Below are 18,129 nucleotides of genomic sequence, written 5' to 3' on the forward strand. Positions count from 1 at the left end.
ATGCTGCGGCAGCCCGAAGGCCTGTGCTAACAGGGCGGCATGGCGCAGAAGAAAGCTCACGAGGTCGATTCCTGGCTCGCACGCCCCGCAGCCGAAGCGGTGATCGTGCTGATCTACGGTCCTGATCGCGGTCTCGTTTCCGAACGTGCGGCAGCCTTTGCCGCCAAGACCGGCCTTCCTCTCGACGATCCGTTCTCGGTGGTGAAGCTCGACGCCGCCGATGTCGAACGCGACAGCGGTCGCCTCGTCGACGAAGCGCGGACCGTTCCGATGTTTGCGCCGCGACGCCTGATCTGGGTGCGCAACGCAGCCGCCCAGAAGAGCCTGGCCGACGACGTCAAGGCCCTCGTCGCCGATCCGCCGCGCGATGCGATCGTATTGATCGAGGCCCAGGACCTCAAGAAAGGCGCACCGCTGCGCACCGTGGTCGAGGGCGCTTTTGCCGGCATGGCCCTGCCCTGCTACGGCGACGAGGCGCGCGATATCGAGACCCTTATCGACGAAGAGTTGCGTGCCGCCGGCCTGACGATGGCGATGGATGCCCGCAATGCGCTGCGCCGCAGCCTCGGTGGCGACCGCCTGGCGACGCGCGGCGAAGTTCAGAAGCTCACGCTCTACGCCATGGGACGCGGCGAGATCAGCCTCGACGACGTCAAGGCGATGACCGGCGATGTCTCCGCGCTTTCTCTCGACGATGCCATCGACGCCGCCCTTGGCGGCAACATCGCCGAGTTCGACGCGGCCTTCACCAAACAGTGCCAGACCGGCAGCCAGGCAGCCCAGTTGCTGGCAACTGCGACCCGCCACCTGCAAAACATCCATTTGATGCGCGGCGAAATGGAATCGGGCAGCCGCAACGCCGCAGCCGTGATCGCAGCCGCGCGGCCGCCGGTGTTCTTCGCCCGTCGCCGTGCAGTCGAGCGCGCGCTGGCAGGCTGGACTGCGGCGGCGCTGAGCCGCGCGCTTGTGCGGCTGCAGTCAACAACCTTGCAGACGCGACGTCGACCGGACCTCGCCATTGCCCTGGCCAGGCAAGCGATGCTGGGCATCGCCGTCGAAGGTGCACGCTTGGCCGGCGGACGGCGTTGAAAGCAGAACGCCGGCTAAGAAGCCGGCGTTCGCAGAATAAGAATCAATCGAATCAATTAGATACGTTCGCTCTTCAGGCGGCGGCATAGATCGTCCAGCTGTTCGAGCGAGCGGTAGCTGATGCGCAGCTCGCCGCCCTTTTCCTTGTGAGCGATCGAAATTTTCATGCCGACGACGTCGGTGAGCAGCTTTTCCAGTGCGATCGTGTCCGGATCCTTCTCGACCAGACGTGCCGGCTGCTTCTCCATTACGGCGTCCGCCGGAAGCTGGGCCAGAGCCTCCGCCTGGCGCACCGACAGGCCTTCTTCAACGATCCGCTTGGCCAGACCGGCCGGGTCCTGGGCAGTGATCAGGGCGCGCGCGTGGCCGGCGGACAATTCGCCATTGATCAGCATGTCGCGCACCACGTCCGGCAGCTTGAGCAGCCGCAGCGTATTGGCGACATGGCTGCGGCTCTTGCCGATGACCTGGCCGAGATCGGCTTGGGTGTAGCTGTGGTCGTCGATCAGCTGCTGGTAGCCCATCGCCTCTTCGATGGCGTTGAGATCGGAGCGCTGCACGTTTTCGATGATGGCGAGTTCAAGCGCCGTCCGGTCATTGACGTCACGGACAATGACCGGGATCTCGTTGACCCCTGCGCGCTGGGCTGCGCGCCAGCGACGCTCGCCAGCGATGATTTCATAGCGCCCTGACTGGGCGGCGGGCCGCACGACGACCGGCTGCACCAGGCCATGCTCGCGGATCGACTGCGCCAGGTCGGCCAATTCGGCCTCGCCGAAATGGCGCCGCGGATTGCGCGGGTTCGGACTGACGAATTCGATCGGTACCCGTCCATCGGCTAGCGCTGCGGGCTTTTCGGGAACAACCGGCTTGTCCATTTCGCCGATCAGTGCGGCAAGTCCTCGCCCAAGGCGCTTTCTGGAAAGGTCTTCGTTCATGTCTAACCCAGCTTGTTTCGAGTCCGAATCGATTTACGCGGCCCGGAGTTTACGTTCGCGCCTGATCACTTCAGAGGCGAGCTGCAGATAGGCTTGGCTGCCTGAGCACTTGAGGTCGTAGAGGATCGCCGGCTTGCCATAGGAAGGCGCTTCCGAGATGCGCACGTTGCGCGGGATCACCGTGTCGTAGACCTTCTCGCCCATATGAGCACGCACGTCTTCGACCACCTGGTTCGCGAGATTGTTGCGGCCGTCGAACATCGTCAGCACGATGCCCTGGATGGTCAGGTCGGGATTGATCGACCGGCGCACCTGATCCACGGTCTCAAGCAACTGGCTCAAGCCCTCAAGCGCAAAGAATTCGCACTGCAGCGGCACGAGCACCGAATCGGCTGCCGCCATCGAATTCAGCGTCAACAGATTGAGCGACGGCGGGCAGTCGATCAGCACGTAGCTGTAGCCTGCCGACCGCTCCGAGGATGCCCGCAGGGCATTGCGCAGCTTGAGCACGCGATCGGGCGCCGAGGCGATTTCCATTTCGATGCCGAGCAGGTCCAGCGTCGATGGAATGAGCGACAGGCCCGGCACGGCCGTCTCCATGGCCGCCTGCTCGATCTCCAGCTCGCCGGTCAGCACGTCATAAGACGACACGCTGCGATCCTTGCGATCGATGCCGAGACCGGTGCTGGCATTGCCTTGGGGATCAAGGTCGATGATGAGCACGCGCTCGCCGATGGCGGCAAGTGCCGTCGCCAGATTGATGGCCGTCGTGGTCTTGCCGACGCCGCCCTTCTGATTGGCAACTGTAATGATTCTTGGTGTGATCTTCATGGCTCGACTGCTGTTTTCCGTCTCGTCACATGGCGTCGCGATCAGATGCGACGCAGGTTCCGAATCTCGAGGATGACCCCCTGCGTGTCGGTCAGGCTTGGGTGTTCTACCAGATCGAATCCCCACTGGAGAGCGCTATCTTCGATCTCCTGGCGGTAATCCCGGCCTTTGTGGAAAAGTGCTGTGGTGCCGGCCTCGAGCCAGGGCGCCGACAGTTTGAGCAGCAATGGCAGCGGCGCCAGTGCCCGGGCACTCAGTACTTCGGGAGCGCGAATCACGCCGTGCACGTCCTCGATGCGCTTGGCATGAACCCGCGCCGGCAGGCTGAGTTCTCCGGTCACCGCCTGCAGGAAGCCGGCTTTCTTGCGGTTGCTCTCGACCAGATCGATAGATGCCCCTGCCCGCCCCGCAATCATCGTAGCTATGATCAGCCCTGGAAAACCGCCGCCGGAGCCGATGTCGAGCCAGCGCATCGCGTCTCCGCCGAGGCGCACGACCTGGGCGCTGTCGAGAATGTGGCGCTCCCAAGCGTCCTGGAGCGTCGACGGCGCCACGAGATTGATGCGCTGCGCCCACTTGCGGAACACGGTTTCGAAGGCAATCAGCTTATCGAATGTTTCACGTGAAACGGGACCTGCGACGTCTTGCAACCTGTCATAAGCGTGCTGTTTCAAGCGGCACCCCTGCGCGCCAGCGCCTCGGCATTTCGGACGTGGGAAAGAATAATTGCCAGCGCCGCCGGCGTCATGCCGTCGATTCGTTGTGCTTCAGCCAGAGAGCGCGGGCGACGCGTCCGCATCTTCTGGCGCAATTCATTCGAAAGCCCGGGAACCGACTCAAAATCAAGCGTTTCGGGGATGACCCTCTCCTCTTCCTTCAACATCAGTGCCGCATCGGCCTTCTGTCGGTCAAGATAGACGGCGTATTTCGCTTCAGTTTCAATGGCTTCGGTAGTCTTGGCGTCAATCGACGCCAGTTCCGGCAAGATCTTAACAAGTTGGTTGAGGTCAATATTGGGGTAAGCCAGAAGCTCATAAAGCGAGCGCTTGACGCCGTCGAGATTCACTTCGATGCCATGGCGTCGCGCTTCGTTGGGCGACAAGATATGCGACTTGATCAGCGCACGGGCAGCATCGACACGCGCAGTCATTTCGCCAAACCGCGCTTCACGCTCTTCGGATGCAATGCCGAACTCGATTGCCAGAGGCGTCAGTCGCTCGTCGGCATTGTCGGCACGCAACGAAAGCCGGAACTCGGCCCGCGAGGTGAACATGCGATAGGGCTCACTGATACCGCGGCTGATCAGATCATCGACCATCACACCGATATAGGCCTGGCTACGGCTCAGAATCACCTGCTCGCTGTTGCCCGCGAGACGGGCCGCGTTGATGCCTGCAAGCAGACCCTGCGCACCCGCTTCTTCATATCCGGTCGTCCCATTTATCTGGCCGGCGAGGAAAAGTCCCCCGACGCGCTTCGTTTCAAGCGTCGCTTCCAGTTCGCGCGGGTCGATATGGTCGTATTCGATCGCATAGCCCGGCTGCAGCATGACCGCACGCTCAAGCCCTGGTATCGATTTCAGGATATCGAGCTGCACATCTTCGGGCAGCGAGGTCGAGATGCCGTTGGGATAGACGGTGTCGTCGTCGAGACCTTCCGGCTCAAGGAAGATCTGGTGACCCTCACGGTCGCCGAACTTGACGATCTTGTCCTCGATCGACGGGCAGTAACGTGGCCCAATACCTTCGATCGAACCGGAATACATCGCCGAGCGGCCGAGATTCTCCCGGATGATCTGGTGCGTCGCCTCGGTCGTACGTGTGATGCCGCATTCGATCTGCGGGTTGGTGATCCTGTCGGTGAGCAACGAGAACGGCACTGGATCGGAGTCTGCTGCCTGCGTCTCCAGCGACGCCCAGTCGATCGTCCGGCCATCGAGACGCGGCGGCGTGCCTGTCTTCAGACGGCCGAGTCGTAGCCCGGCGCGTTTCAGAGTTTCCGACAGGCCCATCGAGGCCTGCTCGTTCATGCGCCCGGCCGCGAACTTGCGTTCACCGATATGGATAAGCCCGCGCAAGAAAGTACCCGTTGTCAGGACGACCGCCGCACAGGCCAGCGCACGTCCGTCACCGAGAACGACAGCCGTAACACGGTCATTATCTATAATGAAATCAGAGACTTCCGCCTCGACAACAGTAAGATTCGGCTGGGCTGCGATGGCATCCTGCATCGCCAGCCTGTAGAGTTTTCGATCGGCCTGGGTGCGCGGACCGCGCACGGCCGGGCCCTTGCGCCGGTTGAGCAGACGGAACTGGATGCCCGCGGCATCGGCGACACGGCCCATCAGCCCGTCCATGGCGTCGATCTCGCGGACAAGATGGCCCTTGCCCAATCCGCCGATCGCCGGATTGCACGACATGGTGCCGATCGTATCGTGGCGAAGGGTCACGAGCGCGGTCTTGGTACCGGCACGTGCGGCTGCAGACGCCGCTTCGCAACCGGCATGGCCTCCGCCCACCACGACGACGTCGTAGCTTTCACGCATCAGAGTCTCCAGGAAACATTTGCCGTGACAGATGTCCCCATCTCCGCCTCATGTCAAGAGAATCGCTGGAGTGGTGGTTTCACGTGAAACAACCTGGCCGCGCGAGCGGGAGTCAACGCCGATGTTTCACGTGAATCAGCACAATCCCCCGTCAAAATGTTTCACGTGAATCATTTGCCGATGCAAAACTGGGAGAAAATCACGTCCAGCAGATCTTCGACGTCGACCGCGCCCGACAGTTTGCCGATTCGATCGCTGGCCAGCCGCAAATTCTCGGCCTTCAACTCCAGAAGCGAATGCTGAGTCGACAGTGCGGACCAAAGATGGGCGGACGCTTCCTGCAGCAATTCGACATGCCTCAAGCGCGAGGGGAGAACGTCGCCGCGTTGTCCGATGGCCTCGCCAGCCATTTCGCTGATCATTTTGAGAAGACTACTAATGCCTTCGCCAGACTTGGTGGAGATTGTCACGGCGTAACGATCGGCTCCGGGTGCGGTGGCCAGGTCCAGTTTATTGCCAACTCTAACGGTGCGAATTGCCGAGGGCACGTCGAGCTCGACGCCCGGCAAAGACATGTCCTCCAGCAAGATTACAAGGTCAGCGCCTTTTGCCCGCTCCCTTGCGCGCGCGATGCCAATGGCCTCGACCTTGCCGGCAGGCGCGCGCAAACCCGCTGTGTCGGTGACGCGTACCTTCAGCCCATCCAGATCGAGCTGAGCTTCAACGAGATCGCGCGTGGTGCCTGGCTCGTCGGTCACGATTGCCGCCTCGCGACGCAACAACGAATTGAGCAGGCTTGATTTCCCGGCGTTGGGTGCACCCAGGATGACCACGTCAAAGCCGTCGCGGATCATCTCGGCCTTGCCGTAGCTGTCGATGTGACGTTCGATCTCTTCGATCAGCGATCCGACGTCGCGCCAGACCTGGGACGACACCGATCCCGGCACATCGGCCTCGTCGGCAAAGTCCATCTCCGCTTCGATCATTGCCCGCGCATGGATCAGGCGCTTACGCCAGCCGAGATAAAGCTCGCTCTGCGCGCCGCCTGAATTCATCACCGCGAACTGGCGCTGCGCTTCTGTCTCTGCGTTAACCAGGTCGGCGAGCGCCTCCGCCTCCAGGAGGTCGATCTTGCCGTTAAAAAAAGCGCGTCGCGTGAATTCGCCCGCCTCGGCCTGGCGAAAGCCCGGCAACCCGGAAATTTCGGTAAGCAACGTCGCCACGACCGCCCGGCCACCATGCACATGGAACTCGCCGCAGTCTTCGCCGGTAAAGCTGTTCGGACCAGGGAAAAACAGCGTCAGCGCCTGATCTATCCGCCTGCCGTCGGACGCATGCAATGAGCCGTAGTGAGCCAAGCGCGGTTTCGGGAGAGAACCGCTAATCGTTTCGATGGCGAATCGAACATGCGGCCCCGAAATGCGTATGATCGCCACCCCGGATGGTAAGTGGCCGCTGGAAAGTGCGGCGATGGAATCGGTGAATAGCATTTGCCGGTCTCACGGAAGCGCCCTAGGTTGGGCGGTATTACCACTGTTTCGGACTGATCGCGCATGCTTCCGCAAGACAATTTGCTTCGTGACGAAGGCAGCCCTTACCTGCGCCAGCATGGCGACAATCCGGTGCACTGGCGCCCGTGGTCACCTGCGGCTCTGGCGGAAGCCGTGGAGCTGGACAGGCCCATCTTGCTCTCCGTCGGTTATGCCGCCTGCCATTGGTGCCATGTCATGGCGCACGAAAGCTTCGAGAATGCCGAAGTTGCTGAGGTCATGAACCGGCTCTTCGTCAACATCAAGGTCGACCGCGAGGAGCGGCCCGACATCGACCAGATATACATGGCAGCGCTCGCCAGCATGGGCGAGCAAGGCGGCTGGCCGCTGACGATGTTTCTCACGCCGGACGCCAAGCCATTCTGGGGCGGGACCTATTTTCCGCGTGAGGCGCGCTACGGGCGTCCGGGCGTCATCCAGGTACTCAACGCCGTCGATGCGGCATGGCGTGGCAAACGCGCCAGCATCCTGCAAAGCGCGTCAGACCTTGCGCAGCATGTCAGCAAGCGCCTCGGTGGCAGCAGCGCGCCCGGGCAATTGTCGACCGACACCGCCCGGACACTTGCATCAGGCATCTACGACATGATCGACCGCCAACTCGGCGGGCTCCGCGGGGCGCCAAAATTCCCGAACGCGCCCTTCATGCAGACCCTGTGGCTGTCCTGGCTCCGCTCGGACAACCAGGAACATCGCGATGCGGTCACGGAAAGCATGCAACATATGCTTTCCGGCGGCATCTACGATCATGTTGGCGGTGGTTTGGCGCGCTATTCCACGGACGCACCATGGCTGGTGCCGCATTTCGAGAAGATGCTGTACGACAATGCCCAGATGATCCGCCAGGCCAACTGGGCCTATGCCGCCACCGGAAACGAACTGTTTCGGATACGAGATCGAAGACACCGTCGCCTGGCTGATGCGGGAAATGCAGCTGCCCGACGGAACGTTCGCCTCCAGCCTCGACGCCGACAGTGAAGGTGAAGAAGGCCTGTTCTACACCTGGACGAAACACGACATAGAAGCCATTCTCGGTGACGATTCGTCCTTGTTTTTCAACCACTTCACACTCAGCAAGCCGGATTCTTGGGAAGGGGATCCCATCATCCACCAGACAGAAGCGCAGACCGTTCAGTCGGCCGATGCGCGCCGCCTAGTCTCCGGGCTCCTGGCCCGGCTGCTCGAGGCGCGCGAGAAGCGCGTTCGGCCCGGCCGCGACGACAAGGCCCTGACGGATTGGAACGGCCTGGCCATAGTTGCCTTAGCGGAGGCGGGACGAAGCCTCGAACGCAGCGATTGGATAGCGACAGCGAAGGCGGCATTCGACGCGATTCTAGCTTCGGCCAATCCAGACGGCCGGCTGCCCCATTCCAGCTTGGGCGAAAAGCGGCTCTATCCGGCGCTGTCGAGCGATTATGCCGCGATGGTCAACGCTGCCGTTTCGCTGTTCGAAGCCACCAGGGACGCGCGATACCTGGAGCACGGCGCCCGTTTTCTAACCATGCTCGAAACCTGGCATGCCGATGCCGACAAAACGGGGCACTATCTCACCGCTTCGGACAGCACCGACGTGCCCATGCGCATCCGCGGTGACATCGACGAAGCGATCCCGTCGGCGACCAGCCAGATCATCGAAGCGCTGGTACGGCTCGCCAACATCACCGGCGACATCGACCTGCAGCAACGCGCCTGGACGATCGCCGAGCATGCCGCCGGCCGCATCCAGAACCAGCAATATGGGCAGGCCGGCATCGTCAATGCCAGCGTATTGGCGCTCGAGCCGTCTAAGCTGATAGTCGTCGAAGACCCGGTAGCGCCAAGCCTTGTTTCGGTAGCGAATCGGAACCCCGATCCGCGCCGCGTCGACATCTTCGTCAACATTGGCGACGAGATGAGCCGCGCCAAACTGCCGGGGGACATCCTGCCGGATACGAAAAAGGCCGGTGCATATCTCTGCACCGGCCTCATCTGTCTGCCTGTCATTAGCGATCCCGAAAAGCTTGAAGAAGCCCTTCGTCGTCGCTGAACAGGTCAGGTGTTCATCGAATCGAAGAAGTCGGCATTGGTCTTGGTCTGCTTGAGCTTGTCGATGAGGAACTCGATCGCATCGGTGGTGCCCATCGGCGCCAGGATGCGGCGCAGCACGAAGATCTTCTGCAGGTCCTGGCGCTGGACGAGCAGGTCTTCCTTGCGGGTGCCAGACTTGAGGATGTCCATCGCCGGATAGATGCGCTTGTCGGCGACCTTGCGGTCGAGCACGATTTCCGAGTTGCCGGTGCCCTTGAACTCTTCGAAGATGACTTCGTCCATGCGGCTGCCGGTGTCGATCAGCGCCGTAGCGATGATGGTCAGCGAACCGCCTTCTTCGATGTTACGGGCAGCGCCGAAGAAGCGCTTCGGACGCTGCAAGGCGTTGGCGTCGACGCCGCCGGTCAGAACCTTGCCGGATGACGGCACGACGGTGTTGTAGGCGCGGCCGAGACGGGTGATCGAATCGAGCAGGATGACGACGTCGCGGCCATGTTCGACCAGGCGCTTGGCCTTCTCGATGACCATTTCAGCAACCTGGACGTGGCGAACGGCCGGCTCGTCGAAGGTCGACGACACCACCTCACCCTTCACCGAGCGCTGCATGTCGGTCACTTCTTCCGGACGCTCGTCGATCAGAAGCACGATCAGGTAGCACTCGGGATGGTTGGTGGTGATCGAGTGCGCGATGTTCTGCAGCAGCACGGTCTTGCCGGTACGCGGCTGCGCCACGATCAGGGCGCGCTGGCCCTTGCCCAGCGGCGCCACCAGGTCGATGACGCGGGGCGAGATGTCCTTTGTCGTCGGGTTCTCGACTTCCATCTTGAGCCGCGACGTCGGGTACAGCGGCGTCAGGTTGTCGAAGTGGATCTTGTGACGGATCTTTTCGGGATCGTCGAAATTGATCGTGTTGACCTTTAGCAGCGCGAAATAGCGCTCGCCCTCCTTGGGGCTGCGGATCGGGCCCTCGACCGTATCGCCGGTCTTCAGCGAAAAGCGCCTGATCTGGGAAGGTGAAATGTAGATATCGTCCGGACCCGGAAGATAATTGGCGTTGGCCGAACGCAGGAAGCCAAAACCGTCCTGCAACACTTCGACGACACCGTCACCGATGATCTCGATATCCTGGCCGGCCAGCTTCTTGAGAATCGCAAACATCAGTTCCTGCTTGCGCATGACGCTGGCGTTTTCGACCTCGAGCGATTCGGCGTAAGCGATCAGCTCCGGCGGCTTCTTGTTCTTGAATTCGGCGAGTTTAGTTTCCTGCATAGACGGACTCTGAGCGTGGGGAAGGATTGGCTATCGGCATTTTGCGATAAGCGCCGGGCGCGGCCAGGGAATGAGAATGGGGCGGCGCATGGCGGGAAGGAAGAACAGCCTTTTAGCTCTCCCGAAACGAAAGAGCAAGGCGCAGTCCAGCAAATTTAAGGTCGTCAGAAGGGCTTTACAACCACCAGGATGACGATGACGACCATCAGGACCGTCGGGATCTCGTTGACAATGCGCCAATGCCGCGACGGTTTCTCGTTACGGTCCTCGGCAAAGCGGCGGACGGACGCCGAGAGATAGCCGTGCACGCCCGAAAGCAGCAATACGGCAGTGAGCTTGGCGTGCAGCCAGCCGCCGCTGAAATCAAATCCCTTCCAGGCCAGCCACAGGCCGAACACCCAGGTGACGATCATCGCCGGGTTGATGATGGCCCGCAGCAGGCGACGCTCCATCACCTTGAAGGTCTCCGATTGCACGGAACCCTTCTCCGCCTCTGCGTGATAAACGAACAGCCGCGGCAGATAGAGCATGCCGGCCATCCAGGAGATCACCGCGATGACATGGATCGCCTTGGCCCAGAGGTAGAAGCCGTCTGGTGCGGCGAGGAAGAGCAGCGCCGTCAGCGCTGCCAGAACAACGATCGAGATCACAGCGCGTTTCGCTGCCGTCGCACCGCTTGATGCCCCTTGCGCGTTGCTGCTCATTGCTGGGTTGCCTTTCGCACCTGGCGGACCATCGCCTCGACATGCGCCACAGGCGTCTCAGGCGTAATGCCGTGGCCGAGATTGAAGATCAGCGGACCGTTTCCCAATGCCTTCAGGATGGCATCCACGCCCTCGTCCAGAGCCTTGCCACCGACAACGAGCCTGAGCGGGTCGAGGTTGCCCTGCACGGCTCCTGCGCCCTGCAGACGCTGCGCCTGCGACAGAGGCACCGTCCAATCTAGGCCGAGGCCGGTGACGCCTGTGCGCTCCCTGTAGCTGTCGAGCTGGGCTCCAGCCCCCTTCGGGAAGCCGATGATCGGAACGTCCGGATAGACCGCGCGCACCTTCCGCACGATCTCGGCAACCGGCTTGACGCAGCAGACCTCGAAAGTCGCTTCGTCGAGCACGCCCGACCAGGAATCGAAGATCTGCACCACGTCGGCGCCCGCTTCGATCTGGCGGATGAGATAGGCTGCCGAATGATCGGCAAGGATCGACAGCAGCCGCGCCATGGCTTCCGGCTCGCGATAGGCGAACAGCCTTGCTGGTGCCTGGTCTGGCGTGCCGTGTCCGGCGATCATGTAGGTGGCAACCGTCCACGGCGCGCCGCAGAAGCCGATCAGGGTCGTCTTCTCCGGCAATTCGCGGCGCAGCCGGCGCACGGTTTCGTAGACCGGTTCGAGATTCACGTGAAACTTTTCGCCATCCAGAGCTGCGACGTCGGCCGCGGTGATCGGCGTCATCAAGGGCCCACGGCCTTCCTCGAAGCGGAGATCGCGACCAAGCGCATGCGGAACGACCAGAATGTCCGAAAACAGGATCGAGGCGTCGAAGTCGAAGCGCCTGATAGGCTGCAGCGTCACTTCGACGGCAAAGTCGGGGTTGTAGCAGAGATCGAGGAAGCTCCCGGCCTTCTTACGTGCTTCGCGATACTCCGGGAGATAGCGGCCTGCCTGGCGCATCATCCAGAGTGGAGGAACCTCCAGGCTTTCGCCTTTCAGGACTTGGAGCAGAGCGCGTTTTACGGGCATCAGGTCTGCCTTTCCTTGAGCCTTCTATAAACAAAAATTTATATCGAAGGATTCTTCTAATTCTTAGAGTCTGTTGGAATCGAGAATTACGACCTGTCCATAGGCAGCCCGAGATATCCACTTGTCATAGTGACGCGCGGCCGTTTTCGCCAGCGTGGAAAACTTCGAGCAAGAAGCGGATTCGTCGATTTGAATCAGGAATGTAGCTGAGCGCATGCCAGATGCTGATTCTGTGGACAGCCGGGGACTAAAAAACTATCCCCACAATACTCCCCGCCACTGAATCGAAACAGACAGCAGAGCGAATTGTGGACAAGTCGGCATCTGATACAGTCGCGCCGGCCGCTTCGAGCCAAACCGCCCGTTTATCCACATTTGACCACAGACCCAGGCGCCCGCTGTGAACAAACCGCAAAGCTTCTTCCATCTACACCTGATCTCCGACGCCACCGGCGAGACGCTTCTGGCGGCCGGGCGCGCGGCCTCCGCGCAATACAAGGACGCGCGCGCGATCGAGCACATCTACCCGCTGATCCGCACCGAAAAGCAGCTGATGAAGGTGTTCGACGACATCGAGGAAGAGCCGGGCATCGTGCTCTACACCGTTGTCGATCAGCACCTCGCCGGCATCATCGACAGCCGTTGTGCGGCGATGGGGCTGCCCTGCGTGTCGGTGCTCGAGCCGGTGCTGTCGGTGTTCCAGTCCTATCTCGGCGCGCCGGCCGGCCGCCGTGTCGGCGCCCAGCACGTGCTCGATGCCGAATATTTCCGCCGCATCGACGCGCTCAACTTCACCATGGAACATGACGACGGCCAGTTGCCGACCGACATGGAGCAGGCCGACGTGGTGCTGATCGGCATTTCGAGAACGTCGAAGACACCGACCAGCATCTATCTCGCCAACCGCGGCATCAAGACCGCAAACATCCCCATCGTGCTTGGCGTCCCCGTGCCCGACAGCCTGGTCAAGGCGGAAAAGCCACTGGTCGTCGGGCTGATCGCCACCGCCGAGCGCATCTCGCATGTGCGCCAGAACCGTATTCTCGGCACGACCATGGCCTTCGACGCCCAGGAATACATCGACCGCGCCTCGATCACCGAGGAACTGGCCTATGCCCGCAAGATCTGCACCAAGCACAATTGGCCGATGATCGACGTCAGCCGCCGCTCGATCGAGGAAACGGCCGCCGCGATCGTTGCCCTGCGCAACAAGAGCCGCTAGGACCCGATACACCCAGCAACGCCGCCTGCGCGGTTCGTTTTCAGGCAAAGCCAGTGACCGAAAAACTCATCCTTGCTTCCGGCAGCCCGTTTCGCAAAGCCATGCTGGAACATGCCGGCGTGGCTGTCGATGCCATCCCCGCCGATCTCGACGAGCGCGCGCTCGAGGCACCGCTGGCCGAAAGCGGTGCGACGCCCGAGGAAGTGGCCTTGGTGCTCGCCGAGGCAAAGGCGGTCGCAGTCAGCGAAGCACACCCTGGCCGGCTGGTGCTCGGCTGCGACCAGACGCTGTCGCTCGGCGACGAGGTGTTCCACAAGCCGGCCGACATGGAAGGGGCGCGTCGCCACCTGCTCAGGCTCTCCGGCCAGACGCATCAGCTCAACAGCGCCGTGGTTTTGGTGCGCGATGGCGAAACGATCTGGCGCCATGTCGCGGTCGCGTCGCTGACCATGCGCCAGCTCGACCCGGCTTTCATTGGCCGCCACCTTGCCCGTGTCGGCAGGAAAGCCCTGTCGAGCGTCGGCGCCTACCAGATCGAGGGCGAAGGCATCCAACTGTTCGAAAAGGTTGAAGGCGACCATTTCACCATCGTCGGCCTGCCGCTTTTGCCGGTTCTCAAGGAACTGCGCGAGCTCGGGGCCATCGATGGCTGAGTTGAAGGCATTCGTCTGCGGCCACCCCATCGCGCATTCGCGCTCGCCGCTGATCCATAGCCATTGGCTGAAGAGCTACGGCATTGACGGCAGCTACACGGCAATCGACGTCGCTCCGACTGATTTCGCCGCGTTTCTCAGCGGTCTTGCTGCGGCTGGCCTCCGCGGCGGCAATGTTACCATCCCGCACAAGGAGGCAGCCTTCGCCGCTGTCCAGCGCCGCGACGAGGCCGCCGAGCAGATCGGCGCCGTCAACACGCTGTGGTTCGAGGATGGCGTTTTGTGGGGTGGCAACACCGACGCCTATGGTTTTGCCGCCAATCTCGATTATTTTGCGCCGGGCTGGGCCAAGGGCGATGTGGCCGTCGTGCTGGGCGCCGGCGGTGCGTCGCGGGCGATCATCCATGCGCTCAAGCAGCGCGGCTTCAAGGATATCCGCATCGTCAACCGCACGGTTGCGCGCGCCGAACAGCTTGCCGACCAGTTCGGCACCGGTGTCACCGCCCATCCGCAGGCAGCGACGTTGGAACTGCTTGGAGATGCATCTTTGCTGGTCAACACGACGGCGCTCGGCATGCATGGTAACGAGGGCCTGCCTGCCGATCCCGCAACCCTGCCCGGCCACGCCATTGTCACCGATATCGTCTATGTGCCGCTCGAGACACCGCTGCTCACAGCGGCAAAGGCGCGAGGCCTCAAGACGGTCGATGGCCTCGGAATGCTGTTGCACCAGGCAGTCCCGGGCTTCGAACGCTGGTTCGGCAAGAGGCCTGAAGTCACGGCCGAGTTGCGAAACCTGATCGTTGCCGACATGGACCGCAAAAAATGATCGTCCTGGGGCTGACAGGGTCGATCGGCATGGGCAAGTCGACGACAGCCAGGATGTTCGCGGAAGCCGGCGTCCCGGTCCATGATTCCGACGAGGCGGTCCATCGGCTCTATGCCGGCGACGCAGCCCCCCTGATCGAGGCGGCCTTTTCAGGCACGGTGAAAGACGGCACCGTCGACCGCACCGAACTCGCCCGTCATGTTCTGGGCGATACAGCGGCCCTGAAGAAGCTCGAAGGCATCATCCATCCGCTTGTCCGGGCCGATGCAAATGCGTTTCTCGAGCGCAGCCGCGCCGCGGGTGCGTTGATTGCCGTTCTCGACATCCCGCTGCTGTTTGAAACCAATGGCCGCGGCCGGGTCGATAAGGTGGTGGTGGTCACCGCATCGCCGGAAATCCAGCGCGAGCGCGTTCTGGCTCGCCCAGGCATGACCGAGCAAAAATTCGAGGCGATCCTGGCCAAGCAGGTACCCGACGCTGAAAAGCGCGCGCGCGCCGACTACATCGTCGATACGGGCCAGGGCCTTGAGCCGGCCCGCGCTGCCGTTCAGGCCATCATTGCCGATTTGACGGTGGGAAAGCCCTAGGCCGGCGAATCGCCGCACTTGTCCGCCGGCTGCCCATGAGGGCATGCTCGCGGCAAGGAGAATCATCACTTGCGCGAGATCATTTTCGATACGGAAACGACCGGCCTCGACAATCGCGAGGACCGCGTGATCGAGATCGGCGGCATCGAGATGGTCAACCGCTTTCCGACCGGCCGCACCTTCCACAAATACATCAACCCGCAGGGGCGGCAGGTCCATCCGGAAGCCCAGGCCGTGCACGGCATCTCCAATGCCGATCTCGAGGGCAAGCCGACCTTCGCTGAGATCATCGACGACTTCATCGACTTCATCGACGGCGCCAAGCTTGTCGCGCACAACGGCACTTTCGATCTGGGTTTCATCAATGCCGAGTTTGCCAGGCTCGACCAGGCGGCGATCGAGGCCGAGCGCCTGATCGATACGCTGGCGCTTGCCCGCCGCAAGCACCCGATGGGCCCGAATTCGCTCGATGCGCTGTGCCGGCGCTACGGCATCGACAACAGCCGCCGTACCAAGCACGGCGCCCTGCTCGACTCCGAGCTCCTGGCCGAAGTCTATATCGAGCTGATTGGTGGCAAGCAGTCGGCGCTGGTGCTGGACAGCTTTTCGTCATCCGGTGGTAATCGCGGGTCGACGCGGCAGATCGAGATCGTCATCGCCGCCCGGCCTGAGCCGCTGCCGACCCGGCTGAGCGAGGCCGAGCTTGCCGCGCACGAGAAGCTGGTCGGCACCCTTGGCGAAAAGGCGATCTGGGCGAAGCTGCTCTCTCCGACCGAGCCAAACTGAACGCCGAGTACGAAAAAGCCCGGCGCTGAGGCCGGGCTTTCGATATCTGCGCTCTTGGGCGAGGTCTTAGCTGACCTTGACCTGCGAAGCGGCCTTTTCCTCGGCGATCTTCTGCTGGAACATCTGCGCGAAATCGATCGGATCGAGCATCAGGGGCGGGAAGCCGCCGTTGCGGGTCGCTTCGGCGATGATCTGGCGGGCGAAGGGGAACAGCAGGCGCGGGCACTCGATGAAGAGCAGCGGCAGCATGTGTTCCTGCGGGAAACCGTCGATGCGGAAGACGCCGCCATAGACCAGCTCGACGTTGAACAGCACGTCCTTGTCGAAGGCAGCCTTGGCGCTCAGCGTCAGGTTGACGTCGAACTGCTTGTCCGTCATCGGGTTGGCGTTGACGTTGACGTTGATGTTGATGCCGGGAGCCTTGTCGCGGCCGCGCAGCGAGTTCGGCGCGCCGGGGCTTTCGAAGGACAGGTCCTTTACATACTGCGCCAGCACGTTGAGCGTGGGCTGCTGTGCGTTACCGTTGCCGTTGGCGCCTTCCGGCGCTTCATTAGTGGCCATAAGCCCATGTCCTCTTGGCTCGGCCGCGGCGCGGCCCGTATTGAAATCGCGCGTTGGCTACCACGCTCGGCATGCCAAGACAAGGTTTTGCCGGCGTCGCAAGCTTCGGCCCTACTCGTCGCGGATCGAACGCCAGGGCGAATTGGGGTTGGGCTGGCGCGAAAAATCATCTTCGTCGAGATCGATGGTCTTGCCGCCGGCCGGACCGCCGCGTCGGGCAAAGCCGCCGAAATCGGTAGAGAAGCGAACCCGCTTCCCGAGGAAGCGCCAGGCCAGGGCGCGGACCGGCGGCAGGAACAGGAGGATGCCCAGAATATCGGTGATGAAGCCGGGGATCAGCAGCAGGATACCGGCCAGCACGATCATCGCGCCGTTGGCCAGCTCCTTCGAAGGGTCGCGGCCGGCGTCCATCTCGGTGCGAATCCGGGTCATGACGCCAAAACCCTGCACCCGCAGCAGGATCGAGCCGACGATGCCGCTGAGAAGGATCAGGCCGATGGTTGCCAGCACGCCGATTTCGCTGCCGACCACCACGAAGCCGGCTATTTCGAGCAAGGGCAAGGCAAGGATCAGGAGTGGCAGCATGAAGGGCGTCGATCCGGTCCGGTTTGTGTTGACGTGACAACGATATGCGGTCACAGGCATACCGCATACATCTTTAGATAGGGCGCTGCGCCTTTAATTTGAATGATCGGCGCATGCGTTCTATATGCAAAGGCTCAGGGGCGCCCCAAAAGCGCCGGCAATTGGCAGATAGTCTGGCTTTGGCCGTGAACAAGGGACGGATCGGCGGGAAGATATGGAATTCTTCGATTTCGGCACGATTTTCTTTCTGATCGCAGCGGTGGTGATCTTCTTCCAGCTGCGCAACGTGCTCGGCCGCCGCACCGGCAACGAACGCCCGCCTTTCGATCCCTACACCGCAGCGCGCAACAAGCCGCAGGACGCCAATGGCAAGTCCGAGAACGTCGTCTCGCTGCCGCGCAAGCGCGCCGCCGGCGAGCCCGCTGAAGACGCCTATGTCGCCATCGACGCCTTTGCCAAGCCCGGTACCGAGCTCAACAAGGGCCTGCGCGCCATCAAGGATGCGGATGCTTCCTTCGAGCCCAAGGGTTTTGTCGAAGGCGCCAAGATGGCCTACGAGATGATCGTCATGGCCTATGCCGACGGCGACCGCAAAACGCTCAAGAACCTGCTGTCGCGCGAGGTCTTCGATGGCTTCGTCGCGGCGATCACCGAGCGCGAGGGCCGTTCGGAAAAGATCCAGTCTTCCTTCGTCGGTATCGACAAGGCCGATATCGTTTCGGCCGAGATGAAGGGCGGCGAGGCCCATGTCACGCTTCGTATCGTCTCGGAGCTGATCTCGGCGACCCGCGACAAGGCCGGCGACGTCATCGACGGCGATCCGGAGACCGTGGCCGAGGTCAAGGATGTCTGGACCTTCGCCCGCGACACCCGCTCGCGCGACCCGAACTGGAAGCTCGTCGCCACCGAGGAAGAAGACTGATC

Annotated in this window: 17 protein-coding genes and 1 pseudogene; 8 read left to right on the forward strand and 10 right to left on the reverse strand. The window is 62.1% G+C overall.

The window, feature by feature from the left end; genetic code table 11:
- Positions 1-39: 39 nt before the first annotated feature.
- Entirely contained in the window at positions 40-1,089 is a 1,050-nt protein-coding gene (holA, locus tag WHT83_RS04185) for a DNA polymerase III subunit delta (protein WP_108606166.1), read from the forward strand.
- A gap of 56 nt (positions 1,090-1,145) precedes the next feature.
- Here the strand turns inward: holA and WHT83_RS04190 are convergent, their stop codons facing one another.
- From WHT83_RS04190 to mnmE, 5 genes are all read right to left on the reverse strand, one after another.
- On the reverse strand, positions 1,146-2,027 hold the full coding sequence (locus tag WHT83_RS04190; protein ID WP_406873049.1) for a ParB/RepB/Spo0J family partition protein: 882 nt from the start codon (positions 2,025-2,027) through the stop codon (positions 1,146-1,148).
- Between the two features lie 33 nt (positions 2,028-2,060).
- Positions 2,061-2,858, reverse strand: a complete 798-nt coding sequence (locus WHT83_RS04195) for a ParA family protein (RefSeq protein ID WP_108606164.1) — start codon at positions 2,856-2,858, stop codon at positions 2,061-2,063.
- 41 nt (positions 2,859-2,899) lie between these two features.
- Positions 2,900-3,532 carry a 16S rRNA (guanine(527)-N(7))-methyltransferase RsmG gene (rsmG, locus tag WHT83_RS04200; protein ID WP_406873050.1) on the reverse strand — a complete coding sequence of 211 codons (633 nt, stop codon included), beginning with the start codon at positions 3,530-3,532 and terminating at the stop codon, positions 2,900-2,902.
- Positions 3,529-5,403 (reverse strand): tRNA uridine-5-carboxymethylaminomethyl(34) synthesis enzyme MnmG, encoded by a 1,875-nt coding sequence (mnmG, locus tag WHT83_RS04205; RefSeq protein ID WP_406873051.1) that lies wholly within the window; start codon positions 5,401-5,403, stop codon positions 3,529-3,531. Before mnmG ends, rsmG begins: the two co-directional genes overlap by 4 nt.
- A gap of 170 nt (positions 5,404-5,573) precedes the next feature.
- Positions 5,574-6,893 carry a tRNA uridine-5-carboxymethylaminomethyl(34) synthesis GTPase MnmE gene (gene mnmE, locus WHT83_RS04210; RefSeq protein ID WP_406873052.1) on the reverse strand — a complete coding sequence of 440 codons (1,320 nt, stop codon included), beginning with the start codon at positions 6,891-6,893 and terminating at the stop codon, positions 5,574-5,576.
- A 63-nt stretch (positions 6,894-6,956) separates the two neighbouring features.
- Here mnmE and WHT83_RS04215 point away from each other — a divergent pair.
- Positions 6,957-8,976, forward strand: a pseudogene (locus WHT83_RS04215) (thioredoxin domain-containing protein).
- A 5-nt stretch (positions 8,977-8,981) separates the two neighbouring features.
- On the opposite strand, the gene rho reads toward WHT83_RS04215, so the two are convergent.
- The 3 genes from rho to hemE form a co-directional block, all read right to left on the reverse strand.
- A complete protein-coding gene (rho, locus tag WHT83_RS04220; RefSeq protein ID WP_055981803.1) occupies positions 8,982-10,247 on the reverse strand; it encodes a transcription termination factor Rho in 1,266 nt (421 codons plus the stop codon).
- 164 nt (positions 10,248-10,411) lie between these two features.
- Positions 10,412-10,951, reverse strand: coding sequence for a protoporphyrinogen oxidase HemJ (gene hemJ, locus WHT83_RS04225; RefSeq protein WP_108606160.1), 540 nt, complete (start codon positions 10,949-10,951; stop codon positions 10,412-10,414).
- Positions 10,948-11,982: a uroporphyrinogen decarboxylase gene (gene hemE, locus WHT83_RS04230; protein ID WP_406873053.1), complete on the reverse strand. Its 1,035-nt coding sequence runs from the start codon at positions 11,980-11,982 to the stop codon at positions 10,948-10,950. The genes hemJ and hemE overlap by 4 nt, the downstream gene beginning before the upstream one ends.
- Before the next feature lie 400 nt (positions 11,983-12,382).
- Between hemE and WHT83_RS04235 the strand changes: the two genes are divergently transcribed.
- The 5 genes from WHT83_RS04235 (at position 12,383) to dnaQ (ending at position 16,059) form a co-directional block, all read left to right on the forward strand.
- Positions 12,383-13,204, forward strand: a complete 822-nt coding sequence (locus WHT83_RS04235; protein ID WP_108606158.1) for a pyruvate, water dikinase regulatory protein — start codon at positions 12,383-12,385, stop codon at positions 13,202-13,204.
- A 53-nt stretch (positions 13,205-13,257) separates the two neighbouring features.
- Complete coding sequence (locus tag WHT83_RS04240) at positions 13,258-13,857, forward strand: Maf-like protein (RefSeq protein ID WP_406873054.1); 600 nt, start codon at positions 13,258-13,260, stop codon at positions 13,855-13,857.
- Entirely contained in the window at positions 13,850-14,686 is an 837-nt protein-coding gene (locus WHT83_RS04245) for a shikimate dehydrogenase (protein WP_406873055.1), read from the forward strand. The genes WHT83_RS04240 and WHT83_RS04245 overlap by 8 nt, the downstream gene beginning before the upstream one ends.
- Entirely contained in the window at positions 14,683-15,273 is a 591-nt protein-coding gene (gene coaE / locus WHT83_RS04250; protein ID WP_406873056.1) for a dephospho-CoA kinase, read from the forward strand. Before WHT83_RS04245 ends, coaE begins: the two co-directional genes overlap by 4 nt.
- Positions 15,274-15,342: 69 nt before the next feature.
- Entirely contained in the window at positions 15,343-16,059 is a 717-nt protein-coding gene (dnaQ, locus tag WHT83_RS04255) for a DNA polymerase III subunit epsilon (protein WP_406873057.1), read from the forward strand.
- 66 nt (positions 16,060-16,125) lie between these two features.
- Here dnaQ and secB read toward each other — a convergent pair whose 3' ends face one another.
- Positions 16,126-16,620 (reverse strand): protein-export chaperone SecB, encoded by a 495-nt coding sequence (gene secB, locus WHT83_RS04260; RefSeq protein WP_055981830.1) that lies wholly within the window; start codon positions 16,618-16,620, stop codon positions 16,126-16,128.
- Between the two features lie 111 nt (positions 16,621-16,731).
- The gene (locus WHT83_RS04265) at positions 16,732-17,205 is read right to left on the reverse strand and encodes an FxsA family protein (RefSeq protein WP_108606153.1); all 474 of its coding nucleotides are present in this window, start codon (positions 17,203-17,205) and stop codon (positions 16,732-16,734) included.
- Positions 17,206-17,419: 214 nt separating this feature from the next.
- On the opposite strand from WHT83_RS04265, the gene WHT83_RS04270 reads away from it, so the two are divergent.
- Positions 17,420-18,127 carry a Tim44/TimA family putative adaptor protein gene (locus WHT83_RS04270; RefSeq protein WP_108606152.1) on the forward strand — a complete coding sequence of 236 codons (708 nt, stop codon included), beginning with the start codon at positions 17,420-17,422 and terminating at the stop codon, positions 18,125-18,127.
- The last annotated feature ends 2 nt before the right edge of the window (positions 18,128-18,129 follow it).

It is taken from the genome of Aminobacter sp. P9b (genome assembly GCF_045345995.1).
GTDB classification, from domain to species: domain Bacteria; phylum Pseudomonadota; class Alphaproteobacteria; order Rhizobiales; family Rhizobiaceae; genus Aminobacter; species Aminobacter niigataensis.